The sequence below is a fragment of the Streptomyces thermoalcalitolerans genome, from assembly GCF_039525155.1.
GTDB lineage: Bacteria > Actinomycetota > Actinomycetes > Streptomycetales > Streptomycetaceae > Streptomyces > Streptomyces thermovulgaris.
Genome location: NZ_BAAAHG010000002.1, coordinates 209,520 through 236,301 on the forward strand (window position 1 = coordinate 209,520; position 26,782 = coordinate 236,301).

Annotated in this window: 23 protein-coding genes; 11 read left to right on the plus strand and 12 right to left on the minus strand. The window is 72.6% G+C overall.

Features of this window, described 5'->3' with window-relative positions:
• Complete coding sequence (locus ABD224_RS02355) at window positions 1-2,079, plus strand: PhoX family protein (RefSeq protein WP_344046121.1); 2,079 nt, start codon at window positions 1-3, stop codon at window positions 2,077-2,079.
• A gap of 192 nt (window positions 2,080-2,271) precedes the next feature.
• Here ABD224_RS02355 and ABD224_RS02360 read toward each other — a convergent pair whose 3' ends face one another.
• Both ABD224_RS02360 and ABD224_RS02365 read right to left on the minus strand, forming a co-directional pair.
• Window positions 2,272-3,207 (minus strand): hypothetical protein, encoded by a 936-nt coding sequence (locus ABD224_RS02360; RefSeq protein ID WP_344046123.1) that lies wholly within the window; start codon window positions 3,205-3,207, stop codon window positions 2,272-2,274.
• A gap of 183 nt (window positions 3,208-3,390) precedes the next feature.
• Window positions 3,391-3,834 (minus strand): hypothetical protein, encoded by a 444-nt coding sequence (locus ABD224_RS02365; protein WP_344046125.1) that lies wholly within the window; start codon window positions 3,832-3,834, stop codon window positions 3,391-3,393.
• 211 nt (window positions 3,835-4,045) lie between these two features.
• Here ABD224_RS02365 and ABD224_RS02370 point away from each other — a divergent pair, with 211 nt between their 5' ends.
• From ABD224_RS02370 to ABD224_RS02385, 4 genes are all read left to right on the plus strand, one after another.
• Complete coding sequence (locus ABD224_RS02370; protein WP_344046127.1) at window positions 4,046-5,107, plus strand: serine/threonine-protein kinase; 1,062 nt, start codon at window positions 4,046-4,048, stop codon at window positions 5,105-5,107.
• 196 nt (window positions 5,108-5,303) lie between these two features.
• Window positions 5,304-5,666: an effector-associated constant component EACC1 gene (locus tag ABD224_RS02375; protein WP_344046129.1), complete on the plus strand. Its 363-nt coding sequence runs from the start codon at window positions 5,304-5,306 to the stop codon at window positions 5,664-5,666.
• A 4-nt stretch (window positions 5,667-5,670) separates the two neighbouring features.
• Window positions 5,671-8,331, plus strand: coding sequence for a vWA domain-containing protein (locus tag ABD224_RS02380; RefSeq protein WP_344046131.1), 2,661 nt, complete (start codon window positions 5,671-5,673; stop codon window positions 8,329-8,331).
• Complete coding sequence (locus tag ABD224_RS02385; protein ID WP_344046133.1) at window positions 8,331-9,719, plus strand: extracellular solute-binding protein; 1,389 nt, start codon at window positions 8,331-8,333, stop codon at window positions 9,717-9,719. The genes ABD224_RS02380 and ABD224_RS02385 overlap by 1 nt, the downstream gene beginning before the upstream one ends.
• A 153-nt stretch (window positions 9,720-9,872) precedes the next feature.
• Here the strand turns inward: ABD224_RS02385 and ABD224_RS02390 are convergent, their stop codons facing one another.
• A complete protein-coding gene (locus ABD224_RS02390; protein ID WP_344046135.1) occupies window positions 9,873-11,312 on the minus strand; it encodes a DUF1254 domain-containing protein in 1,440 nt (479 codons plus the stop codon).
• 507 nt (window positions 11,313-11,819) lie between these two features.
• Window positions 11,820-11,990 carry a hypothetical protein gene (locus ABD224_RS02395; protein ID WP_344046137.1) on the minus strand — a complete coding sequence of 57 codons (171 nt, stop codon included), beginning with the start codon at window positions 11,988-11,990 and terminating at the stop codon, window positions 11,820-11,822.
• A gap of 188 nt (window positions 11,991-12,178) precedes the next feature.
• Between ABD224_RS02395 and ABD224_RS02400 the strand changes: the two genes are divergently transcribed.
• Complete coding sequence (locus tag ABD224_RS02400; protein WP_344046139.1) at window positions 12,179-13,522, plus strand: helix-turn-helix domain-containing protein; 1,344 nt, start codon at window positions 12,179-12,181, stop codon at window positions 13,520-13,522.
• Between the two features lie 308 nt (window positions 13,523-13,830).
• Window positions 13,831-14,562 (plus strand): GAF and ANTAR domain-containing protein, encoded by a 732-nt coding sequence (locus tag ABD224_RS02405; RefSeq protein ID WP_344046141.1) that lies wholly within the window; start codon window positions 13,831-13,833, stop codon window positions 14,560-14,562.
• Between the two features lie 29 nt (window positions 14,563-14,591).
• Here the strand turns inward: ABD224_RS02405 and ABD224_RS02410 are convergent, their stop codons facing one another.
• The 3 genes from ABD224_RS02410 to ABD224_RS02420 form a co-directional block, all read right to left on the minus strand.
• Entirely contained in the window at window positions 14,592-15,350 is a 759-nt protein-coding gene (locus ABD224_RS02410) for a hypothetical protein (protein ID WP_344046143.1), read from the minus strand.
• Window positions 15,351-15,693: 343 nt separating this feature from the next.
• On the minus strand, window positions 15,694-16,662 hold the full coding sequence (locus ABD224_RS02415) for an LAETG motif-containing sortase-dependent surface protein (RefSeq protein WP_344046145.1): 969 nt from the start codon (window positions 16,660-16,662) through the stop codon (window positions 15,694-15,696).
• 250 nt (window positions 16,663-16,912) lie between these two features.
• Window positions 16,913-17,662, minus strand: coding sequence for a DUF4142 domain-containing protein (locus ABD224_RS02420; RefSeq protein WP_344046147.1), 750 nt, complete (start codon window positions 17,660-17,662; stop codon window positions 16,913-16,915).
• A gap of 398 nt (window positions 17,663-18,060) precedes the next feature.
• Between ABD224_RS02420 and ABD224_RS02425 the strand changes: the two genes are divergently transcribed.
• Window positions 18,061-18,978, plus strand: coding sequence for an NAD(P)-dependent oxidoreductase (locus ABD224_RS02425; protein ID WP_344046149.1), 918 nt, complete (start codon window positions 18,061-18,063; stop codon window positions 18,976-18,978).
• A gap of 686 nt (window positions 18,979-19,664) precedes the next feature.
• On the opposite strand, the gene ABD224_RS02430 is transcribed toward ABD224_RS02425, so the two are convergent.
• From ABD224_RS02430 to ABD224_RS02450, 5 genes are all read right to left on the minus strand, one after another.
• Window positions 19,665-19,997, minus strand: coding sequence for a TraR/DksA family transcriptional regulator (locus ABD224_RS02430; protein WP_344046151.1), 333 nt, complete (start codon window positions 19,995-19,997; stop codon window positions 19,665-19,667).
• Between the two features lie 164 nt (window positions 19,998-20,161).
• Window positions 20,162-22,456 (minus strand): protein translocase subunit SecD, encoded by a 2,295-nt coding sequence (secD, locus tag ABD224_RS02435; protein WP_344046153.1) that lies wholly within the window; start codon window positions 22,454-22,456, stop codon window positions 20,162-20,164.
• A gap of 89 nt (window positions 22,457-22,545) precedes the next feature.
• Window positions 22,546-23,055: a hypothetical protein gene (locus ABD224_RS02440; protein ID WP_344046155.1), complete on the minus strand. Its 510-nt coding sequence runs from the start codon at window positions 23,053-23,055 to the stop codon at window positions 22,546-22,548.
• Between the two features lie 92 nt (window positions 23,056-23,147).
• A complete protein-coding gene (locus tag ABD224_RS02445; RefSeq protein WP_344046157.1) occupies window positions 23,148-23,807 on the minus strand; it encodes a response regulator in 660 nt (219 codons plus the stop codon).
• Window positions 23,808-23,809: 2 nt separating this feature from the next.
• Complete coding sequence (locus ABD224_RS02450; RefSeq protein ID WP_344046159.1) at window positions 23,810-24,763, minus strand: HAMP domain-containing sensor histidine kinase; 954 nt, start codon at window positions 24,761-24,763, stop codon at window positions 23,810-23,812.
• Between the two features lie 308 nt (window positions 24,764-25,071).
• Here ABD224_RS02450 and ABD224_RS02455 point away from each other — a divergent pair, with 308 nt between their 5' ends.
• The 3 genes from ABD224_RS02455 to ABD224_RS02465 all read left to right on the plus strand — a co-directional run bounded on the left by ABD224_RS02455 (window position 25,072) and on the right by ABD224_RS02465 (window position 26,730).
• A complete protein-coding gene (locus ABD224_RS02455) occupies window positions 25,072-25,401 on the plus strand; it encodes a TraR/DksA C4-type zinc finger protein (protein ID WP_344046161.1) in 330 nt (109 codons plus the stop codon).
• A 97-nt stretch (window positions 25,402-25,498) separates the two neighbouring features.
• Window positions 25,499-25,870 carry a TraR/DksA family transcriptional regulator gene (locus ABD224_RS02460; protein WP_344046163.1) on the plus strand — a complete coding sequence of 124 codons (372 nt, stop codon included), beginning with the start codon at window positions 25,499-25,501 and terminating at the stop codon, window positions 25,868-25,870.
• Window positions 25,867-26,730: a rod shape-determining protein gene (locus ABD224_RS02465; protein WP_344046165.1), complete on the plus strand. Its 864-nt coding sequence runs from the start codon at window positions 25,867-25,869 to the stop codon at window positions 26,728-26,730. The genes ABD224_RS02460 and ABD224_RS02465 overlap by 4 nt, the downstream gene beginning before the upstream one ends.
• Window positions 26,731-26,782: the final 52 nt, after the last annotated feature.

Genomic DNA, 26,782 nt, shown 5'->3' on the forward strand with positions numbered 1-26,782 from the left:
ATGCGCAAACCGCTGCCGTTGATCGGAACACCCTCCGCTTCGCACCCCGGCGGACGGTCCGCCCTGACCTGTCGTTTCCGGTGTGGTGACGCCTGCTTCCACGAGGTGCCCAACACCAGCTCCAACGAGTACGTCGGCGATGTGATCGCCGGTGCGCTCGCACGCCGCTCGATGCTGCGGGCCGCCGCGGTCGTCACCGTCGCCGCCGCGACCGGCACGGCCGCCGTTGCCGGAGCCACGCCGGCCGAGGCCGCGGCCCACCGCCCGGTGTCCCCCGCGTCCGCCCGGAAGATGCCCTCCGCCGCACGCGGACTGCGGTTCACACCGGTCCCGCCCAACACGGCCGACACCGTCACCGTCCCCGAGGGGTACCGCCAGAGCGTCGTCATCCGCTGGGGAGACCCGATTCTGCGCGGGGTGCCCGCCTTCGACCCGGAGAGACAGAGCGCCAAGGCGCAGGCCGGGCAGTTCGGGTACAACTGTGACTTTTTGGCGCTGCTGCCCCTCAAGGGTGAGCGCGGCCGTCATCTGCTCGTCGCCAACCACGAGTACACCAACGAGACCTTGATGTTCCGCGGGTACGACTCCGAGAACCCCACCCGCGAACAGGCCGAGATCTCCTGGGCCGCGCACGGGCTGTCCGTGGTCGTCGTCGAGGAGGACCCCAGGAGCGGCAAGCTCACCCCCGTCCCGCGGCACCCGCTCAACCGGCGCCTCACCGCCACCTCCAAGTTCCGCCTCACCGGACCCGTCGCCGGGTCGGACCTGGTGAAGACCTCCGTCGACCCGGGCGGCACCAGGGTGCTCGGCACGCTCAACAACTGCGCCGGCGGTACGACGCCGTGGGGCACGACCCTGCACGGCGAGGAGAACTTCAACCAGTACTTCGCGAACGGCAGCCGGGAGACGGACAAGCGGTACGGCATCGGAACCGGCGCCACCGGGCGCAAGTGGGAGCGGTTCGACAAGCGGTTCGACCTCGCCCAGGAGCCGAACGAGGTGCACCGGTTCGGGTACGTGGTCGAGCTCGACCCGTACGACCCGACGTCCACGCCGCGCAAGCACACCGCGCTCGGACGGTTCAAGCACGAGGGGGCGACCGTGCGGCTGACGCACGACGGGCGGCCGGTCGTGTACTCCGGGGACGACGAGCGCTTCGAGTACTTCTACAAGTTCGTCGGCAGCAAGCGGATGCGGCACGGCACCGGCCGCTCCGTGCGGGAGCACAACCTGACGCTGCTCGACGAGGGCACGCTGTACGTCGCCAGGCTCACCGGCGACTCGCCCGCCTTCGAGATCGACGGCAGCGGCACGCTCCCGGAGGACGGCGAGTTCGACGGCAGCGGCGAGTGGATCCCGCTGGCCACCGCCACCGCCGACGGCGCCGTCTCGCACGTCGAGGGCATGACCGCCGAGGAGGTCTTCGTCTTCACCCGCCTCGCCGCCGACAAGGCGGGCGCCACGAAGATGGACCGGCCCGAGGACGTCGAGCCCAACCCGGTCACCGGCAAGGTCTACGTCGCGCTGACCAACAACTCCCGCCGCGGTGTCGGCTCCTACCCCGCGGCGGACGAGGCCAACCCGCGCAACGCCAACAAGCACGGCCACGTCCTGGAGCTGACCGAGCGCTGGAACCGGCCGGAGAGCACACGGTTCGCCTGGTCGCTGTTCCTGGTCGCGGGCGACCCGAAGGACCCGTCGACCTACTTCGCCGGGTTCCCGAAGGACTCCGTCAGCCCCATCTCCTGCCCGGACAACGTTGCCTTCGACGCCCACGGCAATCTGTGGATCGCCACCGACGGCAATGCCCTCGGCTCCCACGACGGCCTGTTCGGCGTCGCCACGCGCGGGGACCGGCGCGGTGAGCTGAGGCAGTTCCTGACCGTGCCGAGGGGGGCGGAGACCTGCGGTCCGGTCATCCAGGACCGGCGCGTGCTGGTCGCCGTGCAGCACCCGGGCGAGGTGGACGGGGCGTCGGTGGAGAAACCGGCCAGCACCTGGCCCGACGGTCCCGGTACCTGCACCCGGCCGGCCGTGGTCGCGGTGTGGCGGGCGGACGGGGGCGCCATCGGCGTGTGAGACGCCGCCCGGCACGGGCCCCCTGGGCCCATGGGCCCTTACGGGCATCCCACGGGCACCCCGACCGAGCACATCGGGGTGCCCGCACCTCCACCCGCGCCGCTTCCCCCGTCTCGCCTCCCCGTTTCGCCTCCCCCGTTTCGCCTCCCCGCACCGCCTCCACCCGGCCGGTGCGGTGGGCCCGGGGCGGCCTCAGACCTGGACCCGGGGCGGCGGCTGCTGGTCGCGGGGCGGGGTGGGCGGGGCCTCCGACGCGCGGCGGCGTACGAGGCGGAAAGGGCGCCGGCGACGGGTGAGCCAGGTCAGGGCGGCCACCGTCAGACCGAGGGCGATCAGGAACCAGGAGGTGGTGCGCAAAGTGGCGGTGAGGGCGTCGTAGACGGCGCCGGCGGCCGGCTGGGAGACCTCGGCGGGCAGGTCGGCGAGGGTCATGCTGCGGCCGATGGAAAGGGCCAGGATGAGCAGCGCGCCGCCCAGGGCGGTACCGAGCGCGGCGGCGGTCAGCGCACGGCGGCGGCGGACGGCCAGGGCGAGGCCGGCGACGGCGAACACGACGGCCCCCATCGGGAGCCAGAAACCGGCGACTTCGAGCACGTGGAACCCCTTCCGCAGATGGCCCAGGCGCTGGGCCGGAAGCAGGTCGACCTCGGTGTGCTGGACGGGGATGCGGCCGGCGAGCGGCACGCGCTCCTCGGCGAGCCGTGCCTTGACCTGGGCGGTGACCGGCGCGAGGTCGACGGTCACCGGGCGTCCGGACCCGCCGCGGTCGTCGCGCAGAGCGCGCAGGACGGCGTCGTGGGCGGCCCGGTTGCCCTCGTTCCACGCCGCCCGGAAGGCCTCCGTTCGGGTGAACGAACGCACCGCGTCGTGCACGAAGGGGGCGACGCTGCCGTGCAGGACGCCGGTGTCCAGGTCCTGGCCGATCTCGCGCATGATCCCGTCCCCGACGGTGTCCACGATGGCGTCGCGCACGTCCGGATCGTCGGCGAGCGGCGCCATCGTGGTGACGTAACGGCCGGTGTCGGCCAGGTCGTACGCCGCCCAGGCCGACACCACGCCGAGCGGTGTGAACAGGCACGAGAGGACGATCAGTACGGCCGACAGGCCGCTTCGCAGTCGTCGGGACACATGTCCAGCCAAGGCCGCCCGCAGGGGCCTCGCGAGCGGAGCAAGGGCATTCGGGTGACGGCGAGGGTGACTGTGACGGGGTGACGGGGGGCGAGGGCGACGGGGTGATGGGGGACGACGGTGACGGTATGCGGGGACGAGGATGACGGGGTACGGGGGCGACAGGGCGCGGGCCGGGTGCGGTCAGGTGGGGCGGTTCCCCTGCGCGTCCTCGTGCATGGAGAACCAGTAGAGGCAGCCGAGTCCCACGGCCGCGCCGGTCAGCAGGGACAGGACGACGATGAACAGGGGCGAGTGGCTGGTCTGGCTGAGGAGGAAGCCGAGCGCCGCGCCGCTGAAGGCGAACCAGAGCAGGGCCCGCATCTCGCGCCGCAGGCGCGGGGCGAGCATCAGGATGCCCGCCATGAGCACCGCGAACACGAGGGCGGTGACGAAGCCGAACACGAGGTTCCCGGTCGTGATCGGTCCGCCGTAGCGCCGGTTGGTCGCCGCCCAGCAGCCGTAGATCAGCCCCAGCACGAGAGGGATCGCCCACCGGCCGACGGCGTGGACGCGCGGGCTGAACAGGTTGAGGTCGCGGGTGCCGTCACGAGGGATGCGCTTGTACGTGGATGCCGCGTGAGCCATGGGACTGCTCCTCTCCTCGTCCTCTGCTCGCTCTCTTCTCGTCCTCTGCTCGTCCTCTTTCCGTCCTTTTCTCGCCCCTCACCCTTGCCCCACCCTTGTCTCTCGCCTACCAGAGCACACCGGAGAAGAGGCCCTGGCAACTCGATGAAGCCGTTACCGTGTGCCTACCGTGTGTGGACACAGGCGACCGGATCACCGACGCGGGGGGACGATGTTCGGAACCGTGCTGCTGCTCGCGGCCGCGCCTGTGGGCAGAGGGCGCCTGGTGGACGCGGCGTCCGTGCTTCCCGTGCTGGCCGCCGTACCGCCCTCGGTGCTGTCCGGCACGGACAGCGCGACCGTCGTCGAACTCGCCGACCCGGTCCAGCCGCAGACCGTGCTCACCCGGCTGCGCGCCGTCGCGGCGGCCCCCGGCCCGCTGACCGTGTTCGTCACCGGCCAGCTCCAGCTGGACCGCCGTCAGCGCCTGCCCCACCTGGCGCTGGCCCGCACCACCCCGGCGACCGTCCGCTACACGGGGCTGCCCTGGCACTGGCTGCGCGAGGAGCTGCGGCTGCGCCCGGACGGCACGACCACGATCGTGGCCGATCTGCACGCGGACGCGGAGAGCTGGGACCTGCTGCGGCGCCACCCCCTGGACTCGGGCCGCAACATTGCCGTGTACGGCCGTCTCGCACCGCCGCCCGCCCGGCGCACGGTGGCGACACCGGCGTACATGAGGGCGGTGGCGACGATTCTGCGCAGCGGCCGCCGGCCGCCCCTTCAGGAGCTGCACCAGCAGGCGCTGGCGCGGCTGGCCGACGAGGGCGTCGGGCCCGGGCTCGTGTTCACCGCCCCCCAGTCGGCGCCGGCCGACCCGCACGCGGCCATCACGGCCTGTGTCCGGGCCGGGCGGCACGGCGACGCCGACGCGCTCGCCGCCCGCTGGGAGCAGGCCGCCGTACGCGCCTGGGGAGCCGCCTCCGAGGAGGCGCTGCACTGGGCCGAGGTCCGCGCGGACCTGGCGATGTTCGCCGGCGACGCGGTCCGCAGCTGCCGGACCTGGCTGACCGTGGCCGCCACCCGTCTGGCCATGGGACAGCCCGCCGACGCCCCGGAGGTCGAGGCCGCCGTCGACCGGGCGCACCACCAGTGGGGACGGATCACCGATCCCGGGACGGCCCGCGAACTCGGGCCGGTGCTCGCGGAGCTGCGCGAGCGGGTGCCCGGCCGGCGCCGGGGTGCGCTGGACCATGTGCGGCAGCATCTGCGGCAGTTGCAGGCGCAGGACTGACAGCGCCCATGGCGCTTGAGCATCCACGACCCATACAGCGCCCACGACCCATACAGCGCCCACGACCCATACAGCGCCCACGGTGCTCGCGAGGTGTGCGGCGCGCGCGGGGTGTGGGACACGGCGCACGGAAGGTGGTGTATGGCCGATATACACCCTCCCGTGTGTGCTTGCCGTGATGCCAGAATGGCGCGTTATGGCTGAGGGGGACAGCGTGGTCGGCCCCGACATCCGGGTCCGGCTGGACGGAAACGCGAGCAACAAGGACATCGGCGCGCTGAAGGCGTGGCTGGAGCGGGAGAGACCGCTGGAGGAACTCGTCCGCGACGGACGGCTGCGGATTCTGGAGCGGCCGCGTTCGGACGGACCGCCCGGCCACATGGGCGCCGGCATGGAGATTCTGCTGGTGCTGATCGGCGCGGGCGCCCAGGCCCTGGCCGGGGAGCTGCTGACCCAGACCAGACGGGCCGTGGAAGCCTGGCTGGAGAACCACCGCCGGGTGGAGCCCGGACACGCGCCCGAGGCCCGCGTCGATCCGGTGCACCGCGACGAGGAATAGTCCCGTGGACGGCCGTTTCGACCCGCGCGGGCGGGTGAACCGGGCCCTGCTGGTCGGTGTCTCGGAGTACGACCACACCAAACCGGCCGAGTCGGACGGCGTCCCCGGCGATCTGCCCGCCGTCCGGCACAACCTGGAGCGGCTGGAGGACGTACTGCGGCGCGGCGGACTGTTCGGCGAGGACGGGATCACCGTCTGCCGCTCGCCCTCCCTGGACGAGTTCAGCGAGGAGCTGCACACCGCCGCCCACCGGGCGGAGGGGTTGCTGCTGTGCTACTTCGCGGGACACGGTGCCGTGCCGAGCGCGGGCGACGAATTGTTCCTGCAGATGCGCAACGCGCGCGTGGTCGCGGGCGGCCGGGCGGTGTTCCCGGGCGCGGACGCGTTCAGCGCGGTGCTCACCGTGCTCGCCGGGAGCCGTGCCGAGCGGATCGTGGTGATCCTCGACTGCTGCTACGCGGGCAACGCCGCCAAGGTGTGGCACGACTTCACCGGCGGCCGGCAGAAGATCCTGCTGCTGATGAGCGTGCAGGCCAATCGGCTCATCGATTCCGGCGACGGTACGAGAGCGACCCCGTTCACCGAAGAGCTCGTACGACTCCTCGACTCGGGCGGGGAGTTGTCGCTTCTCGAGATCTTCGAGCAGGTGCGCGGGGCGATGGCCGAGGCGGGCCGTGTCACCACGCTCGAGGACCCGTGGGAGCCGCAGTTCGCCGGTGAGCCGGGCATGGACGTGCTGCTGGGGACGGCGCGGGAGGAAGAGCCGGCGCGGCTTTCCGGACAGCTGTCGCACACCGGATCGGAGGAGGGGGCCGCCGCGTCCGGCGGGGCCGTGCCGGAGGACGACGGGAGCCCGCGCCCGCACGCGTGCCGTCCGCCGCGGGGTCCGGGCATCCGCCTCGTCCGGCTCCGGGACCGGGCCGGTACCGTCGTCCGCTGGTTCGGCGGGCTGCGCAGACGGGTCCGGGTCGCGGTGAGCACGCTGCTGGTGCTCGCGCTCGCCGGCCTCGGACTCGGCGGTTACCAACTCATCGGCCCCGGCGACGACCACTCCTGCGCGCCGCCGCTCGAACTGCGCCTGCTGACCGATCCCGAACTGGAGCCGACGGTCCGCGCCGCCGCCGACCGGTATCTCGTCTCGGACGCCAACACCACCGAACGCGGCTGCCGCCGTACCGGCATCACGGTCTACAGCGCGAAGATGAGCAGTGTGGTCACCGCGCTGCGCCGGCACACCGACGCCTGGCAGGACCCTTCCACGGAGGACCTCAATCCGCAGCGGGACATCGGGCCGCAGCCGGACGTCTGGATCCCCGCCTCGGCCACCGAGGCGTTCCGGGTCATCGCCGACCAGGCCGCCCGCAGCCTCGTCGTGCTCGAGCAGGGCGAGCCGCTGGCGTACTCCCCGGTGGTGCTGGCCGTCCCTCAGGACCTCGCGGGGGAGGGCCTGGGGGAGCGCGTCGGGCTTCCGCTGTCCCGGCTGATCGAGGATCTGCGGCGCAGGGACCCGGGTGCCCGCGTGCTGCGTCCCGACCCCGAGTTCACCGACTCCGCCCTGCTGGCGACCGTCGGCCTGTACAGCGGCACCGCCGATCCGCGGACCGCCGAGCAGAGCGTGCGTCCCGCCGGGCGGCTCTCGCCGACCGCGGCGGAACTGCTCTGCACCCTGCCGGCCGACCGGGCCGCGGACGCCCGCACCGCCGTGCTCGTCCCGGAGTTCCTGCTCAAGAGCGGGGTGGACTGCGCCCGGAACACACGGGTGCCGCGCACCGCCGAGTACCCCGGTGACGTACCGGCGCTGGTGCCCACCTTCGTCCGGGTCCGCTGGCAGGACGGCGACCGGGACGCGGCGGCGCGCGACGCCGCCGTCCAGCGGTTCCGCACCTGGCTGACCGGCACAAAGGGCCGGGCCGTGTTCGGCGAGGCGGGCTTTCGGCACGCGACGGAATTCGGCTATCCGCTGCTCGACGACGAGCACGTCGGCACGGGCGTGCTGCGTCTCCCCCGCCCGCTGCCGGCCCCCGCCGAGCGGACGTCGGTGGAGTCGGCGCTCGAGCAGTACCGCAGAGCCCGGGGACCCGGCCGGGTCCTGTACCTCCTCGACAGCTCCAGCTCGATGGACCAGGAGGGGGCCCGGGGGTGGGACGGGCCCGGCGGTGGCCCCGGCGTCCTGAGCCAGTCCCTGGGCGGGCTCGGCACACGGGACGAGTACGGGGTGTGGGCGGTGTACGGCACCTTGGGCGCCCGGCCGTACGAGGTCCTGCTGCCCTTCGGACACCATCGCCGCGCCGAGGCCGCACGGGTCGTCGAGGCCGGGGCGGGGGTGCGGGACGCCGAGGCCGACCCGCACGCGGCCCTGCTCGCCGCGCTCGACGACATGGCCGGCCGCGGTGCCGACGACGAACGGCCGCGGCTGATCGTCCACATCACCGACGACGAGGACAACAACCGGCTGACCGGCAGGAATCTGGACGAGGTGCTGACCCGGGCACGGCAGGTGAGGGTGCCGGTGGTCATGGTCTCGCTGGTCGCCGGCTCCTGCGACCCGGGCCGCCCGGACGCCCGGATCGCCGAGGCGAGCGGTGGCCGCTGCCTGGACGCGGACGAGGACCTCGGCAGGGGCCTGTACGACGAGGTCGCACGGGTGGGGATGAAGGAGGAGTGATGGCCCGAGGACCGGCGGCGGCGCTCGCACGTCTGCTGGTGCTGCCGCTGCTGCTGACGGCCACCGCCTGCACCGGTGGCCCGCCGGAGCCGGAGCCGGCTCCCCCCGATGTGCCCGGCACGATCGTGGTGGCCAGCGGCCGGGACGTGACCGGCAAGAACGGCATCCGCCGGCAGCTCATCGACGCCTGGAACCGGCAGCAGCAGAAACAGAACTCCGTCTACCGGGCCCGGCTGGTGGAGCTGCCGGGCTCGGCCGACGAGCAGCGCAGCCAGCTCCTGGGCGCCCTGCAGTCGGGCAGCGCCGACTACGACGTGGTCAACCTGGACGTGACCTGGGTGCCGGAGTTCGCCGAGGCGGGGCTGATCCGGCCGCTGCCCGACCACCTGGTCGACGGCGACGTCATCGCGTCGGTGGCCGGCACGGCCCGCTGGAAGGGCCGGGTCCACGCGGTGCCGTTCAACAGCGACGTGGGGCTGCTCTACTACCGGCGCGACCATCTGCGCGAGGCGGGAGTGCAGCAGACCGACCTCGGCACCGACGTCACCTGGCAGCGGCTGCGCGAATTCCGCGACATCCTGGACAGCCGTCCGCCCCGGGGGTACGAGAAGCTGTGGACCACCCAGCTCGCCGCCTACGAGGGACGCACGGTCAACGCCGTCGAGGCCTTCGCCTCGGCGACGAAGGACTTCACGCTCACCGACTCCTCCGGCCGCTACACCGCCGGTCTGCGGGAGCTGACCGACGGCATCGCCGAGCTGCGGCGCCGCACCGACTCGCCGTATCTCCTGGGCCGTGCCACGAGCTCCGACGAGGCCGCCTCGCTCAGCGACTTCGCGGACGGCCGCACGGCCTTCCTGCGGCACTGGCCGTACGCCTACGGCACGCTCCACCAGACCTTCACCCCCCGGCAGCTCGGGGTGGCCCCGCTGCCCGGCCGGGCGGTGCTCGGCGGGCAGAACCTGGCGGTGACCCGGTCCTCGCAGCGGGCCCGGAAGGCGACCGAGCTGATCGCATTCCTGACCAGTCCCCAGAGCGAACGGTGTCTGCTGGACGCGGGATTCGCCGCGACGCGCGTCTCGGCGTACCAGGACGACCGGGTCCGGTGCACGGCGGTGCCCGCCGCCAAGGGCGCACCGCCGGCGTCGTCCACCGACGAGCGCACCGACCACATGCCCCGGGACAGGGCCGGCCGGCCCGGCTACGCCCGCACCATCCTGCTCCCCGCCCTGCAACGGGCGGTCTCCCGTCCCCGCACCCCGTTCTACGGGGCCTTCACCCAGACCCTCACCGCGCAGCTGGACGACCTGCTCGCCGGTGATCCGGCCGGCGACGCGGAGCTGGCCCGCCGGCTGGACAGGGCACTGCGGCGGGCACTGCCGCACTGAGCCGGGGACACGGGACCCGCGTCACCGCCGGTGCTTGTCCCCGCACTGCGCGGGTGAGTGCCCGAAGGCCGCCGGCCCGCGAGGCGGTCACGGACCGGCGGCGTCACCCGGACCTCGTTCCGTGTTCTGTGCTGTGTGTTCCGTGTTCTGTGCTCAGCCGGCCATGGTGACCGGGGGCGGGGACCATGTGCCGTTCAGGACGGCCTGCTGGGGCCAGTACATGCGGAGGATCATGTTGAACCGGCCGGTGGGCGCGGGCAGCCAGTTGGACTGCTTGTCGGAGGGCGGCGGGTCGTGCTGGATGTAGATCTCCACCGATCCGTCGCTGTTGGCCCTGGGCTCGACCGCGTGGCCGATCGCGTACCGGTTGAGGGAGTTGGGCACCAGGAAGCCTTTCTGGTCGTACATCGTGACGGACCAGAAGGCGTTGGCGGGCGGAGTGCTGCCCGGGGCGAAGCGGAGGGTGTACCGGTGCGCGCCGTTCAGCTGCCGGCCCTCGCTGTCGGTCAGGACCAAGGGGTACACCGCGTCCTGGGGCAGGTTGGCGCCCAGGCCCTGCCAGGCCGTGGCGGCCCGGCGCAGGTAGTCGGTGCCGTAGCGGCCGAGATCGAGCGCGACGCGCCAGCCGTTGACGTCCTTCCCGATGGTGGAGACGGCTTGCCGGATCCGCTGCCGGCCCGCGCTGACGGCCTGCCGCAGCGCCTGGGCGGTGGCCGGGCCCTTGGCGTCGATGTCGAACGGTTTGCCGGGGCTGATGCCGAGCCTGGCCAGGGTGGCGACCATGGGGGCGTCCGCGGGGCTGGGCGGGTTGTCCGCCATGGCGGAGGCGAGCTGGGAGAAGAACGTCCGGGCGTCCATCCGGTTGACGCGGTCCGGCGGCGACATGGCGGGCACGGCCGGGTCGACCCGTCCGGGAGGCGGCTCGTAGGAGCGGCCGTAGGCACTGAGCGGCTTGAGGGTGTACCGGGCCACCAGGTCACGGACCGCGGGAAGGTCGGAGGGGCCGTTGAGCTGGGTACGGCCCAGGATCCAGGCCGTGTTGGTCGGGGACTTGATCTGCTTCACCCCGGCGGGGAGTGTGCCGTGCCAGTCGGGGCCGGTGATCGCGAAGTCACCGGCCGTGGTGCCCGTGGTGCGCTTGCCCGGTGAGGCGATGACGTTCGTCCACGCGTCGAGGATCGGCATCAGGTAGTACCGGCCGTGGGTGTCCGGCAGGTGCAGGACCACCGGCTCGTCCTTCAGGTCCAGCCAGGCCGAGGTGTAGAGGGTGTCCACGTTGGGCGAGACCACCGTGGTGGACTGGGGTCCGGGAATGCTCTCCGCCTTGGCGAACTGGTTCACCGGTGCCTGGATGGTGGCGGAGTCCGGGCGGGTGACATTGGTGGAGAGCTGCTTGGTGGCCTGCATCAGAACCAGCGGATAGCCGTAGACGTAGGCGTCGACCGCGTCGGCGGCGACGGACGCGCCGCCGAAGGGCGCCTGCTGGGCGGCGCCTGCGTCGACGGCGCCGGCCGAGAGCAGCAGAGCGGCTGCCGCACCGGCAATCGCGCTCTTCCGCAGTCTTCGGAGGCGAAGGGGCTGTGCGGAACTCATGGACGGCTTCCTCCTCGGTCGGGGAGGCGCGGGCACCGAAGGGTCCCGGGCACGAGAGCGAGCGGCCGGCTCCCCGCGGGGACGGGCGCGCACTCGGCCTCACGCTGCATTGATCGTCAGGGCGGAGCAATCGCGCACGGTCGTTCGAGTGACGTCGTGCGGCAGTTCGAGTGACGTCCTGCGGGAAAGCGTGTGGGAGGCGCCGGTTCCGGTGCGTGTGCGGGCAGCGGGAAGGAGGTCGGCCATGAGCGGGTGGCCGCCCGTCGCCGCGTCGTCCCCGGGAACGGTGACCGGCCCGAAGGGTGAGCGGTCCGAAGGGTGAGCGGTGGGCGGCTTTGTCGACGCGGTTCCGCCGGAGGGCCGGAGAGCCGCCGGCCTTCACGTGCGGCGCAGGCGGGAGGGAGGGCGAGGCCGGTCGCCGCCGACGGGCCGACGCGTCTTTTGCCTTCCGCACGCACCGGCTTCGGACTTCTCCGTCCAGCGGCTCCCGGTGTCGTCCCGTGGTTCTCAGTCGCTCTGGGCGACCTCCTGGGCCGGTACCGGGTCGGGGGTCTGCGCCGGGCCCGCGTTGGCCGCCGCGATGAGGCCCGCCACGGCTATGACGGCTGCGCCGAGTCCCCTGACGAGACGTGCGGAGAGGAATCCGACCCCTTGGCGCGCGACAGTACGTCCGAGCACGGCAACCGACCTCGCAACGACAGCGATGAATTAAGCACGCTTAACGCATGTCCCAAACTAGGGGGTCGAACGGCTCAACGGGAAGAGCGCCGAGGTGAGTTGATCCCTCATGGGCGGAAGATCCGGTGCCGGTTCCCGGGCGACGCGCACCCCTCGTCACCAGCGGGCCGGCTGGCATGATGAAGTGCATGGCGAAACGGGACGACCCGGAGACCATCGGGCGCAGAGTACAGCGCTTACGACGCGAACGAGGCCTGACCCAGAGGCAGTTGGCGGAACCGGCGTACACCCCTGCCTATATCTCCACCCTTGAGGCGGGCCGGGTCCGTCCCTCCGACGAGGCGCTGAGGCACATCGCCGAGCGGCTCGGGGTCACCTACGAGGAACTCGCCACCGGACGCCCCGCCCGTCTCGCCACCGATCTGCGGCTCGGACTGACCGAGGCGCAGCGCACCCTGGCCACCGGGGAGGCCAGGAAGGCGGCCGAGCAGTACGCCCGGCTGCTCGCCGAGGCCGAGAAGCACGAGCTCACCGATCTCCAGGCCGAGGCCCTGCTCGGGCTCGGCGAGTGCGCCCTGGAGACCGGCGAGCTGGAGAGCGGCCGGCGGTTCTTCGAGCGCTCCGAGCAGATCCTCGCCGAGGCGCCGCTGCCCGCCCGGGTGCCCGCGCTGCGCGGCCGGGCCGTCGCCCACTACCTGGCGGGCGAACTGCGGTACGCCGTCTACCTGTTCGAGTCCACCCTCGACGAGCTCAACCGGGGCGGACTGCACGACCCGGACGCCCTGCTCCTGCTGTACGCGAGCGTCATCGGGCCGTACATGGACATGGGGGCGCACGCGCGGGCCGCCCAGGCGGCCGAGTTCGCCCTCGCGCTCGCCCCGCAGGCGGGCGACCCGGCGCTGGTGGCCCGGATGCACCGGTCGGTGGCCCGCACCCTGCTCGCCGAGGGACGCATCGCCGAGGCCGACGCCTCGCTCGCCAAGGCGGCCGAGCTCTACCGGCAGCTGCACCTGCGCACCGAACTCGCCAACTGCCACTGGATGCGCGGCTACGTCTGTGCGCAGAACGGCGAACTGGAGCGCGCGGAGGAGGAGTTGCGGATCGCGCAGACCATGCTGTCGGCCAAGCGCGCCGCGCTCTACACCAGTCAGGTCGCGGTCGAGCTGGCCGACGTCCTGCACCGGCGCGGCAAGTCGGAGGAGGCCGCCGGACTGCTCCGGCAGGTCCTCGGGGACCTCTCCTCCGAGCGGGGCGCCGTCCACGCCGCCGCCGCGCACCGGCTGCTCGGCATCATCGCGGAGGACGCCCGCGACACGGAGGCCGCCGAGGAGCACTATGTGCGTGCGCTGAGCCTGCTGGAACGCGCGGGCGCGGCCGGTGACCTCGCCGATCTGTGCCGCCTCCTCGGCGATCTGCTCCGCCGCACCGGCCGTGTGGAGGCGGCCCTGGACGCCTACCGCACGGGCCTCGGCCACCGTACGGCCCCCGGCACGACCACCCTGGGCCCGGCCCCGGCCCAGCCGCCGCTGTGACGGTGGGCGAGCACCTGGTGCTCCCGTGGGTTTTCGGGGGAGGGGCGCGGGTACCCGACGGGCCGGTCCGGGCAGGTGGCCCGCGGTGAGACGGCTCCTCGTACGGCGGGCGCACCTCTGCTCCCGGGAACCGCGGAGGACGATGACCGCGCCGATGGGGTGCCGAGTGGGATGAGGAGGCGGTGGCCGTGCGGCTCAGGGACGGCGGCCTCGGCGCCCCGGGCGACGAACCCGGCCGGCGCGGCCCGGAAGACGGCTGTTTCCGGGATCGCCGCCTTCACCGTCACGGGAGGAACCACGGGATCGAGGTGGCCTCGGAGCGGAACCGCGCGCATGCCCCGGTGAACGCCGTCGACGCGATCGCCGAGGGCATCAGGGGCGAGGCGCCCGCCGAGGTCCCGCACCGGCTGTGCGTGGTCGCGGTCGAGCTGCTGCCGGTGACCGGTGCGAGCGTCTCGCTGCGCGGCAACGGCATGCCCGTACGGATGAGCGCCAGTGACGACGCGGCCGCCCGGATGGCCGAGATCCAGGCCACCCTGGGCGACGGGCCGTCGCTGTACGCCGCGGAGATCGGCGCGCCCGTCCTGGCCTTCGACCTGACCACGGGCCGCGACGCCCGGCGCTGGCCGGTGTTCGCCCAGCAGGCGGCCGAGGCCGGAGTCCGGGCGGTGTACTCCTTTCCGCTCGGCGACGACGCCGTCTGCGTGGGCATGTTCGACCTGTACGGCGACGTCCCCCACGAGCTCACCAGGGAGGAGCTGCACACCGCCCGGCACCTGGCCGATCTGATGACCCTGGCCCTGATGTCCCTGCCCCACGAGGAGGACGGCGAGAGCGCAGGAGGAACGTCCTGGCTGAGCGGGCTCACCACGGACCAGGACGAGATCTACCAGGCCATCGGCATGATCATGGCCCACCTCGGAGTGGGCGCCGAGGAGGCGCTGGCACGGTTGCGCGCCTCCGCCTTCGCCCAGGGCCGTACCGCACTCGCCGTGGCCCACGAGGTGATCACGCACAGGACCAGGCTCGACCGCGACTGATGCCGTGACGGGAGCCGCCCGCCGGTTCCTCAGGCCTGGAGCCGTTCCTGGTTGCGGACCTCCATGAGACGGTCCACGCCCCGGCGGAGGGACTCGGCGGTGTCCTCCGGCGGGGTGCCGAGGGTGCCGGTGGTGAGGACGACGGCGTCGTCGCCGAGGCGTACGACGGCCACATCGACGGTGAGGGCGGCCGAGACGCCGGTGAACGTCACCCGCAGGCCCTGCCGGGCGTCGCCGACGTCCGGCAGGGCGAGGTCCATGACCTGGACGTTCTGGACGCCGGACCGGGTGGTCGTCGCCGTGAAGCGGGGGCAGGTCCGCGGCAGGGTGCCGAGCCAGGCCAGGGCGCGGTCCACGTCCTCGGCGCGCAGTGCGAGCACCTGGTGGCGCAGCTGGGCCTCGCCGTAGCGGTCGTCGAAGGCGACCACCGCGTGCGCTCCCGAGGGGGCGCCGAGCGGTTCGTCGGTGTAGAGAGCCTCCAGCAGACGTTGGCACTCGGGCATCTCGGTCCACGCCTTGAGCACGCCGTCCCGCCAGGTCGCCGCCCCCTGGGTGGGGCCCCACGCCGGACCCAGGTCGGCCTCGGTGAGCAGGGCCTTCTGCGCCTGCTCCTGGGTGAGCGCGGAGGCCGGGGACGCGAAGGCCGGTGCGCTCGGGCGGGCCGCCGACGGGGAGGCGGCGGCCTCGGTGACCCGGCCGGCTTGCCCGGGGGCGCAGGCCGCCGCGGTCAGCAGGGCGACCACGGTCAGGACCGGGGCGAGCAGGACACGAGCCGGGGGACGGAGCATACGGAGCCTCCCGAGGGTCGAGTGCCGGCTTTGTGCACCCTGTTCACTCTTTGGTCACTCTTCACCGCACCACCCGGCCGCCTTGTCCACCAGCGCGCCGGTCCGTCCGGGTGAGCGGTGCCGGGGGAACCGTGCGCGGGGGCGTCCGTCCCGTCGAGGCGCGGGGCGGTCCTGGCATCCGGATCCGGGCGGCGGCGCACCCGGCCCGGCGCCCCGGAGGCCGGGTGCGCCGGGGCGTCCCCGAGAAGGCGACAGGGCTGCCCGAGCACCGTGCGGCGGGCCGAGCCGCCGTCTGCTTGGGCAGCCCCGTGCGTGCTGCTCCGTACGTCCTGCGGGACCGTCCTTACGAGGAGCGGGTCGCCGTCCGGCGCCGCGTGGCGAACACGATCGCCGCGCCGCCGGCCAGCAGCATCGCGGCACCGCCGGCGATCAGGCCGGTGTTGCTGCCGCCACCGGTCTCCGCCAGGTCGCCGCCGCCGCCGTTCGGGGACGGGGCCGGGGCGGCGGTGGACTCGGAGGCCGACGGGGCCGGGCTGCCGCTCGAGTCCGACGACGGGCTCTGCGACTCGGCGGGAGTCTCGCCGGCCGGCGACGTCGTGTCCTCGGCCGGGGCGGACGGCTCGGCCGGGGCCGACGGCTCGGCGGAGGCCGAGGACGGCGGGGTGGACGGGGCCTCGGGCTCGGGCTCGGCGGCCGTGCAGTCCTTGGTGCCGCCGTTCCAGGCCGCGATCAGCTTGTCCTTGATGACCGGGCGGTCCGGGCCCTTGGGCAGCTCGCCGTGCTCGAAGCCGTCGTTCGCGTCCAGCTTGCCGTCGAACTTGACCGCCCCGCGGTACAGGTCGATCTGTGCGAAGCAGCCGGCGTCCGGCACGGCGATGTCGAGGGAGTCGGTCTGGCCCTGCTTGACCGTCACCGTGTCGAAGTCGACGAACACCTGCTCGCCGGAGGTGGCGAAGGACGGGCCGTGGGCGAGGTAGGAGGCCAGGGAGGCGGTGCAGGTCGTGGCGTCGCGGGCGGTACGGACCTTGATGTGGACCTTGCCGTCCTGATCGGGCCGCAGGCTCTGGTCGTCGACCTTGACGGCGTCGGAGAAGTTCTCGCCGTCCAGCGAGAACTGGCAGCGGTCGCTCTCGGTGACCTTGCCCGCGCCCGTGCCGGGCCGGTAGCTGCCGCCGTTCTCCCAGCCGTCACCGCCGGGTGCGCTCTGGGCCCAGGCACCGGAGGCACCGGCGACGGAGGCGGCACACAGGAGGAGTGTCGCGGCGCCCGTTCCCCACAGGCGGCCGGCGGTGACACGTCTGGCTATGGACATGGGGATCCCATCGTGCTCGTGCACAGGGTGAACCGTTCTGTGCACAGGAGTGACTGGTCGCAGGACTGCGGCACGGACCAGGTCAGGGCCCGTGAAGGACAGAGGAAGTACACAGGGCCCGTCGGTCACACGCGCCACAGTGTGCGCTCATGGTCATGGGTACGGTCGGAGCATGTCAACTTCGGTTCCACTGAACCGAGTTGCTGCTCCGCCGTACCCGTGGCACAAGGGGAACCCGATGCTCCGCGTCTCACCCCACCTGCGGGCCGGCCGACTGCTGCGGGTCGGGGGCCTGCTTCGGGTCGGGGGACTTCGGGGCGGGGTTCGACTCGCCGGGAAGTACCAGCGGGCTCGACGTGGCGGTCGGCGGCGGGGTGAGCACGACCTGGGGCTGACGGCCGGACGGGGGCGGCGGGGTGACATCCTCCGCGGGCAGCTTCGGCGGGGCCGTCTGCATGTGCAGCGTCTGCTCGAAGTTGACCAGCCCGGTGTCCTCCAGAACCGTGATGTGGTCCAGGACGATCTCGTTGGCCTGGTTGGCGAGCTGGCGGATCAGGGTGTTCTTGGTCGTGGAGCGGATCTTCGCGACGGTGTTGAAGATCGAGCCATGCGTCATGCGCATGGTGTTGACCAGCTCGGAGTCGAAGTCCTTGCCGCTCTTGCTCGAGATCGTGGTGACGAAGCCCTCCTGCTGCGGGCTCGCCGCGTTCGGCAGCGGGATGTTCAGCAAGGTGGCGATCTTGCGGCAGCTGGCGTCCAGCGCGGCGTGACCGTCGACCAGGTGCTCACCCGCGTTGACGACCTCCGGGGTCGTCCCCTTCTCTATGGCCATCTGACCCAGGGGGTACTCCCACAGTCCGGCCGCACGCACCTTGACCACGAAGTCCCGGTCCGCCTCCGTCAGCGGTCCCCACTGCGTCTGGGCGATGACCCGGCCCTCGTCGGTGGTGACCTTGTTCAGACCGAGCATGCTCGGGTAGGCGAGCGCGGCAAGGGTCATGCTGAGGGCACCACCCACGAAGAGAGTTCCCGCCGCGTTCCGCGAAAAACGCACCATGCCTCCTGCGCGGTCAAGGTTCCCGCCCAACAGGCGGTTCGGACACCGACAGATACGTACGGGGAAGCGTAAAGAATCTTTTGATTCGGTAAAAACTTGCCGCCGAGGGGTGTGACGCCGCTCACGTGACGGTGGCGCCTTCGGTGACGCCCGGTCAGATCGGCGTCCGGACTGGCCGGTTCCGCTCCTTCGGAGAACGGCCTTTCGGAGAGTATTCCTTGAGCATTCCTTCGGAGAACGGCCGGGAGCGGGTACCCGCACCCGTACGCCGCCCGTGCGGGTGCCGGGCCCGGCCCCGCGCACCCCCGCCGCACCGTCGGCGCCGACCAGGAGGTGGAGACATGACCGACACGCTTGCCGTGGCCGTTCTGGGCACCGGGATCATGGGCGCGGCGATGGCCCGCAACCTCGTGCGCGCCGGACACACCGTCCGTGTCTGGAACCGCACCCGGGACAAGGCCGAGCCGCTGGCCTCCGACGGCGCCGAGGTCGCCGGAAGTCCCCTTGAGGCGGTGCGCGGGGCCGACGCGGTCCTGACGATGCTCTACGACGGCGGCACGGTCCTGGACGTCATGCGCGAGGCCGCCCCCGCGCTGCGCCGGGGCGCCGTATGGGCACAGTCGACCACGGTGGGGGTGGAGTCGGTCGCCGAACTGGCCGCCCTCGCCGACGAGCACGGCGTGGTCTTCTACGACGCTCCCGTGCTGGGCACCAGGCAGCCGGCCGAGGCCGGGCAGCTGACCGTGCTGGCGGCGGGGCCGGTCGAGGGCCGGCAGACGGTGACGCCGGTGTTCGAGGCGGTCGGCACGCGTACGGTGTGGACCGGCGAGGATGCCGCGGCGGGCACCGCCACACGGCTGAAGCTGGTGGCCAACAGCTGGGTCGTCGCGGTCACCGCCGCGGTCGGTGAGACGCTGGCCCTGGCCGAAGGGCTGGGCGTGGACCCGCGGGCTTTCCTCGACCTCGTCGCGGGGGGCCCGCTCGACATGGGCTACCTGCACGCCAAGGCGGGCGTCATTCTCGAGGACCGGTTCCTCCCGCCGAGCTTCGCGGTGACCACCGCGGAGAAGGACGCCCGGCTGATCCTCCGGGCCGGCGAGTGCCACGGCGTCCGTCTCGACGTGGCCGCCGCGAACGCCGAACGCTTCGCCCGTGCCGCCGCCCAGGGGCACGGGGAGAAGGACATGGCGGCGGCGTACTTCGCGAGCTTCACCGGCCAGGGCCCGGCCGGGGCGGACCGGGGGCGGGCGGAACCGTGACCTTCCGCGCCGGTGGTTCCTTGCGGTCCTTGCGGCCCTTGCGGTTCTTCCGGCCCTTCCGGTCCGTTCCGCCGGGCGGCCGGTCACGCGTACCGGACGGCCGGCGGCGGCCGGTGAGTCCGCCGGCGTACCCGGGACAGCGGCCGAGGCCCCGTGCTGCCGACGGCCGTACCGACGGCCGCACCGACACAGGCGCACGGTCTCGGCCGATCGGGTGAGAGCGGCCGTCCGGAACGGGGGGGCGGCACTTGTCACCGGACCCGGTTCACGGGGCGCTCGCGGAAGCCCGCTCCTCCTCCCGCCGGCGGGGGTCGCTTCCCTGCTTCCGGGGGTCACTCCCCCTCCCCCTGAGGAAGGGCCCCCTGAGGAAGGGCCGGCCCTTGAGGAAGGGCAGCCCTGAGGAAGGGCAGGGCACGTGCACGCGGCGCTGCCGGGGGAGAGGGAGAAAGCGAAGAGGGAGAGAAGAGGGAGAAGGGGAGAGCAGGGAGAAGGCGCCGGTCTAGGGGGTGTCGTTTGGATCAGGCCGACTCCGGTGAGCGGTGCCTGATGTCCGAGGTGAGCGGGGTTCGGTGCGTGCAGATGCAAGGCGGAGGAGGGAGCCGACGCGGAGCGTCGGCGAGTGACGACAACGCCGCAGATGGGCGTGCCGAACCCCGCGACCTGCGGCATGATCCAAACGACACCCCCTAGCCGGTGCGCTGCTGGCAGGGTACGCAGCAGCGGGCGTACGGCAGGATCTCCAGCCGTTCCACGGGGATGGGCTTGGAGCATCTCTCGCAGGTTCCGTACGAACCGTTGTCCAGCCGTTCGAAGGCGGCCTCGATCTCCTTCAGCGCCCGCTGCAGGGCGCTCTTCTGCGCCTTCAGGAGGTCGTCGGCCTCCTGGCCGCCGTTGGCGCTCTCCTCGATGGCCCGCAACTGTTCGAGGCGGGAGTCGCGTTCGTGCTCCAGGCGCTGCCGGGCCTCGTGCGCGCTCATGCGCTCGGCCGCGGAGTCACTGCGGGTGGTCTCCAACGACATCGGCGATACGGTCCCTTCTGGCAAGAGCCGGTGAGGGGGGCCGCAACGGTGTGCGGCCCCCCTCCTGGATCTTCCAGAGTGACCCGGCGCGCGCATCCCGGCCATCGGGCGCAGCACCCATTTCCGGTGGGCGGCGGGGTGCACCGCCCACCGGATCGGCCGTATCAGACCTGCGCGGCCGGTGCGGACCGGCGAGCCGGCTTGCGGCGCTGCGGGCGGTGCGGAGAGGCCCCGCCGCGCTTGCTGAACTCGATGGCGAGCGGGGTGGCGGTGAACACCGAGGAGTAGGTGCCGACCGCGATGCCGATGAGCAGCGCGAGCGCGAAGTCGGTCAGCGAGTCGCCGCCGAGCACCGCCAGGGCGGCGAGGATCAGCAGGGCGCCCATACCCGTGTTCACGGTGCGGGGCAGGGTCTGCAGGATCGCGGTGTTGCTGACCTCGGACAGGGGTTTCTTGCGGTTCCGCTGGATCAGCTCCCGGACGCGGTCGAAGACGACGACCGAGTCGTTGACCGAGTAACCGATGACGGTGAGCAGAGCCGCCAGGAACACGGCGTCGATGGGCTTGCCCAGCCAGGCGAAGGCACCGAGAAGGATGATCACGTCGTGCGCCAGTGCGCCGACCGCCGCGGTGCCGAACACGAAGCGGAAGCGGGCGGCGAGGTACAGCAGCTGGGCGCCGAGGGCCACGGAGAGGGCGATGAGGGCGTTGCGGCGCAGCTCCTCACCGATGCTCGGGCCGATCTGCTCGTCGCGGATCTTCTCCGCCGTGCCGCCGAGGGAGTCGATGGTTTCGGTGATCCTGCTCGCCTCGTCGTAGGTCAGCTGCTCGGTGCGTACGGTCAGTTCCTTGTCACCGGAGGCCTGCACGACCGCGCCGGGGAAGCCGGCGTCGGCGAGGGCGCTGCGGGCCCGGTCGGGGCTGACGGTGGTGCTGGTGCTGTACTCGATCAGCCGGCCGCCGGTGAACTCCAGGCCGAAGTTCAGGCCCCGGACCGCGATGCCCGTGCCGGCGAGCACGAGCGCGATCGCGGAGGCCGCCAGCCAGCGGCGCGGGTGCTTCATCAGCTGCGGGTTGCGGTTCACGAGGAAGTCGCGCACCCGTCCGGTGCTCGCCAGACCCGTGAGCTGCGGCCGGCGGCGCACCGACCGGCGGGACACGGCGAAGTCGGCGAGCACACGGGTGATCACCAGAGCGCTGATCATGGAGGCGATGACACCGATGGCGAGGGTGACGGCGAAGCCCCGCACCGGACCGGTGGACAGGAAGAACAGCAGTCCGGCCGCGATCAGCGTGGTGATGTTGGAGTCGGCGATCGCGCTGAAGGCGTTGCGGAAGCCGGCGGTGAGGGCCGAGCGTGCGCTGGGCCGGTGCATGCTGGCGTATTCCTCGCGTGCTCGTTCGAAGACGAGCACATTGGCGTCCACGGCCATACCGATCGCCAGCACGAAACCGGCCAGACCCGGCAGGGTCAGGGTGGCGCCGAGGCCGGCCAGGGCGGCGTAGGAGATCAGGCCGTAGCAGGCCAGGGCCACGGTCGCGAGGAAGCCGGTGAGCCGGTAGACGGCGATGATGAACAGCGCGGTCAGCGCGGTGCCGATCACCGCGGCCCAGGCGGTCGCCCTGATGGCGGCGGCGCCCAGGGTCGGGCCGACGGTGTTCTGCTGGACGGTCTCGACCGGCACGGGCAGGGCACCACCGCTGATCAGCAGGGCCAGCTCGCGGGCCTCGGCGTCGGTGAAGGAGCCGGTGATCTGTGTGGAGCCGCCGGTGATGCCCACCCCGCACGAGACCTGCGCGTCGACCTGCGGCGAGGAGATGATCCGGTCGTCGAGCACGATGGCCACACGGCGCATGGGGTCGCCCAGCGACTTGCAGGCGGCCTCACCGGTCAGCTTGGCCCATCCCCGGCTGCCGGCCTTGTTGAAGTCGATGGTGACGTACCAGCCGGCGCCCCTCTCCTGGTCGAAGAGGGCGTCGGCGCCCTTGACGTCCTTACCGGTCAGGGCGGCCTTCTGCAGGCGCAGCTTCTGCCCCGACTCGTCGGGGAGCACGAGTTCCTTCGACTCCCCCGGCGTGGGCTTGACGGGCTTCGCCTTGGGGTCGGCCACGCCGAGCACCTGGTGGAAGGTCAGCTGGGCGGTGCGGCCGAGCACGTCGGCTGCCTTCTTGGGGTCCTGGACGCCGGGCAGCTCGACGATGATCCGGTTGCTGCCCGAGCGGACGAGGGACGGTTCGGCCACACCGAGCGCGTCGACCCGGCCGCGGAGCACTTCCAGGGTGCGGTCGGTGGCCGCGCTGTCGGCCTTGACGGCCGACGTGGACTTGGTTTCCAGGACGATCTGGGTACCGCCCCGCAGGTCGAGTCCGAGACGGACCGGAACGGTGACGGTGATATAGACGGATAGCGCGATCACGATGAGGGCGAACAGCGCCCTCACCTTGTTTGAACGAATCAACAAAGGCCTCCGGCAGGCACACCGCGACCACGACCGGCACGGTCACGGCAGCGGTCACGGCGGTAGGAACGGCGAACGGAACGAAAGGATCAGACGCCGGGGCCACCGGGCGGTGCCCGTCCGCCGACCCGGAGCACGTGCCCCACCGGGCACGGCACGTACCCGGACACCGCCGCCACGCGCCTGCCCGGGGGTGCGGCCGGCGCCGCCTCCCGCGCGGCCGTCGCCGACTGCGTGTGCGGGGGCGGCCGCTCGCCGTGCGCCTCCTGCCGCGTTCCGCTCTGCGTGGAGCACACGGTCCTGTACTGCTCGTCGGACCGGTCGCCGGACCGGTCGGCGGACCGGGGAGCACCGTCGGGAGGATCCCGGTCGGCGTCGTCGTCCGCGGGGCCGGGGAGCCGCTGGGGGCGGGGGACGGGAGGTGCCGCGAGGGGCCGGCCGGCGTGCGCGGACGGGTCTTTCGTGTCGCCGTGGGGGGCGGATGCTGCCGCCGTGGGGTACGGGGACGAGCCGCCGGTGAAAAAGGCGAAGAAGGTGAGAAGGACCGCGCTCAGGAAGGCCAGGGGATGGCCGGGAGCGGTGCGTGGAGCGTGAGGCACCCAGCGTTCCCCTTCCTGTGGATGCGGGCATCGGGCCCGGGGTCCTGGCCGGGGAGCGGACGGCCGGGACCGCAGATGGTCATGGGGCACGGTCAGGGTTCGATCAGACCGGCACGGATGGCGTAGCGGGTGAGATCGAGACGATCACGCAACCCGAGTTTGTGCAACAGGTTCGCACGATGTCGCTGCACAGTCTTGACGCTGATGAAAAGAATCTCGGCGATTTCCTTCGAGGAGTGCCCTTCCGCCACCAGCTTCAGGACCTCCTCCTCCCGGGGGGTCAGGATCTGGTCCGGGGTCTCCTCGCCCTGGCGGACCCGGTCGAGATAGTTGCGGATCAGCGCGGTCACCGCCCCAGGGTAGAGGAACGGCTCGTCGCGCATCGCGGCCCGGCAGGCGGCGACCAGGTCCTGGTCGGCGACGGACTTCAGCACATATCCGCTGGCCCCGGCCTTCAGCGCCTGGAAGAAGTACTGCTCGTTGTCGTGCATCGTGAGCATCAGCAGCCGCAGGTCCGGCTTGAGCGAGGCCAGCTCGCGCGCGGCCTGCAGACCCGTCATGCGGGGCATCGCGATGTCCAGCACCGCGAGGTCCACGTCATGGGCACGGGCCATCTCGATGGCCTCCGCGCCGTCACCGGCCTCGGCGACCACCTCCAGGTCCGGCTCCTGGTCGAGGATCAGCCGCACTCCCCGCCGCACCAGGGCGTGGTCGTCGGCGAGCAGGATGCGGATCTTGGTCGGGTCGGGCATCTTCAGAGCTGCTTCCTGGGGACGGGCGCGGTCAGCCGGACCTGGGTTCCGGCCGCGGGAGCGGGGGCGATGTCGAGGCCGGCCCCGATGAGCAGGGCCCGCTCACGCATACCGCGGATACCGGCGCCTTCGCGCGCGGCCCTGATGCCGCGCCCGTCGTCGACGATGGCCAGCTCCACGGCACCGTCGACGCGCCGCAGGCTGACCTCGACCTGTTCGGCGTCGGCGTGCCGGGCCGCGTTGGTCAGGCTCTCCTGTGCGACACGGTAGAGGACAAGCTCGGTCTCCGGCTCCAGAGGGGGCAGATCGGGGTCGAAGCGCCGTATCACCCGCAGCCCGGTGTGGGTGGCGAATTCGCTGGTCAGCGAGGTCAGTGCGGAGACCAGACCGAGGTCGTCCAGGACTCCCGGCCGCAGCCGGCGCACCAGTCGGCGGACCTCGTCCAGGCTGCCCCGGGTGATCTCCTGCACCTGCAGCAGCTCGTCGCGCAACGGCGGCGGGGCCTCGTCCGCGGCCCGCTTGAGCGCCAGCAGGATCGCGGTCATGCCCTGGCCCACCTCGTCGTGCAGTTCCTGCGCGATACGGCGCCGCTCGGCCTCCTGGGCGAGCAGCGCCCGCGCGCTGCTGGTGGCCCGCTCGTGCTCCAGCCGGTCGAGCATCGCGTTGAACGTGCGGATCAGCTCGGCGACCTCACCGCCGTGGGGCACCGGCAGCCGCTGACCGGGACGCAGCAGATCCACCGTGGTCATCAGCTTCGTCAGCCGGTCCAGCGGGGCCAGTCCCCACCGCAGCAGAGCGGCGTTGGCGACCAGCATGACGGCCAGACCGCCCACCAGAATGACCGCCTCGGTCAGCAGCACCGGCACCGAGACGGTCACCGGAGCCCACAGCAGCAGTGCGGTGGCCGACCCCAGCACCACGGCATTGAGCCCGAAGATCCGCCAGAACAGGGACACCGGGTGACGCCTCCTTCCGTGACGCGGTCTGCCTCCACTGTCGGGCATCACGCACCCCGGACGATGCGGCCCCGGCCCCGGCCGGGCCCTGAATGAACTCTCCGACCGCCCGCAAATGGGTCCTGGACCCGATGGGAAACCGCGGTCCGGTCGTCCAGGGTGAGACATGACCGGTCCCCGTCCCCCTGAGCAGCCCCCACGGGGCGCGCACACCCTCCGGACAGAACCCGGCAGAACCTCCACGGACTCCACGGACTCCACGGACTGTACGGATCATACGGACAAGAACGGACAGAAAGGCACCGACGATGTCGCTCGACGCCGCCAGGACCGAACCGAGCCTCGAGCGCGCGGCGGCGGAGGAGGCCCGCCGGCGCCTGGAGCACGCGCGCGGGACCCGGCTGGTCCAGCTGGAGGCCCTGAGGGAGACCGGACGGACGACGGCGGACGACCATCTTATGTCCTCCCAGCGGGAAGCCATCGAGCGGGTGCTGAAGGAGATCGACGCGGCGTTCGCCCGTGTCGAGAACGGCACCTACGGGATCTGCCTGGGCTGCGGCAAGCCGATCCCCGCGGAGCGCCTGGAGATCCTGCCGTACACGGCCCACTGCGTCTCCTGCCTGCGCCGCGGCGCCTGACGTCCCGCAACCGGTGCTCTCCTTGCCCGGCCGCGTTTCCCGCCCGGCCTCGTCTTCCGCCGGCCTCGTCTCCTGCACTGCCCGAGGGGGTGAAGTGGTGAACAACCAGATCATCGGCGACCGCGACACGCACATGACGCCCGAGGACCTCGCCGTGCTCCGCGAGAACCTCGAGGAGCAGCGGTTGTTCCGGCAGGAGCAGGTGCGGCAGCTCTCGGCCGCCGAGTCCTCCCGCGCGGACGCGGAACTCCAGGGGCAGGCCGCCTCGCAGGTGGAGGTCCGCGTCAAGCTCGCGGCCTGCGCCCGCATGGTCCTCGCCGACGTCGAGGCCGCCCTGGCCCGTATGGACGAGGGCGGCTACGGCATCTGCCTCCGGTGCCGGGGCCCCGTCGAACGGGAACGTCTGCTGATCGTGCCGCAGGCCCGCTACTGCGGGCGCTGCCTGCAGGGCGGAGGGGCCGGACGATGACCACCTCCCAGCAGTCCCAGCAGTCTCAGCGGTCCCAGCGGTCCCAGCGCTCGCGCGCCGCCGTCGACACCACCCGGCACCGGCCGTGGCCACTGGGCCGGCAGGGCTGCGGTGTCGCCCTCGACATGGGCAGCGCCCGCACCCGCGCCTGGATCGCCGGCCGGGGACTGGTCGTCGACGTCCCCACGGTGACCTTCCCCGGTGCCGGCGCGGTGTACCCGATCCGGCGCGGCACCATCCTCGACGCCGAGGGCACCGCCCGGATGCTCGAGCGTCTGCTCGGCCACCGGCTGCCCCGCTTCGCCCGCCCGCTGGTCGTCGTCACCGCTCCCGTGCTGGACGGCGTCGCCTACCGCTCCCAGGCCCGTACGGCGGTGGAGGTGCTGCGGCCCCGTGACGTCCTCACCGTCTCCCGCGCCCGGGCCGTGGCGCTGGCCGCGGGCGCGGACCTGTCGCGTCCGCTGCTCGTGGTGGACATCGGCGCCCATCTCACCGAGGTGGTGCTGCTGTCCGAGGGCGCCGTCGTCGACGCCCGCCGCACCGCGCTGGGCACCACCGACCTGGACACCGTCCCGCCGACGCGGATGGGCGACGCGGTGGCCACCATGGTGAACGCGATGCTGCGGCAGGACCGCACGTCGCTCACCACCGACGCCCTGCGCCGGGGCGTGCTGCTGGCCGGCGGGGGCGCCCTGCGCCCCGAGATCACCTACCACCTCACCGGCAGGCTGCACGCGCCCCTCAAGACCGTGGCGGCGCCGCACACCGCCGCCGTTCGCGGCGCCGCCACTCTTCTGCGGTCCGCCCGCGACGACCCCGCGGACGCGGATTCCGCCTCCTTCGAGTCACAGTCGTTCTAGAGACCTGAAGAGCAGTCGTCCCGGAGACCTGGACAACAGTCGTCCAGGAGAC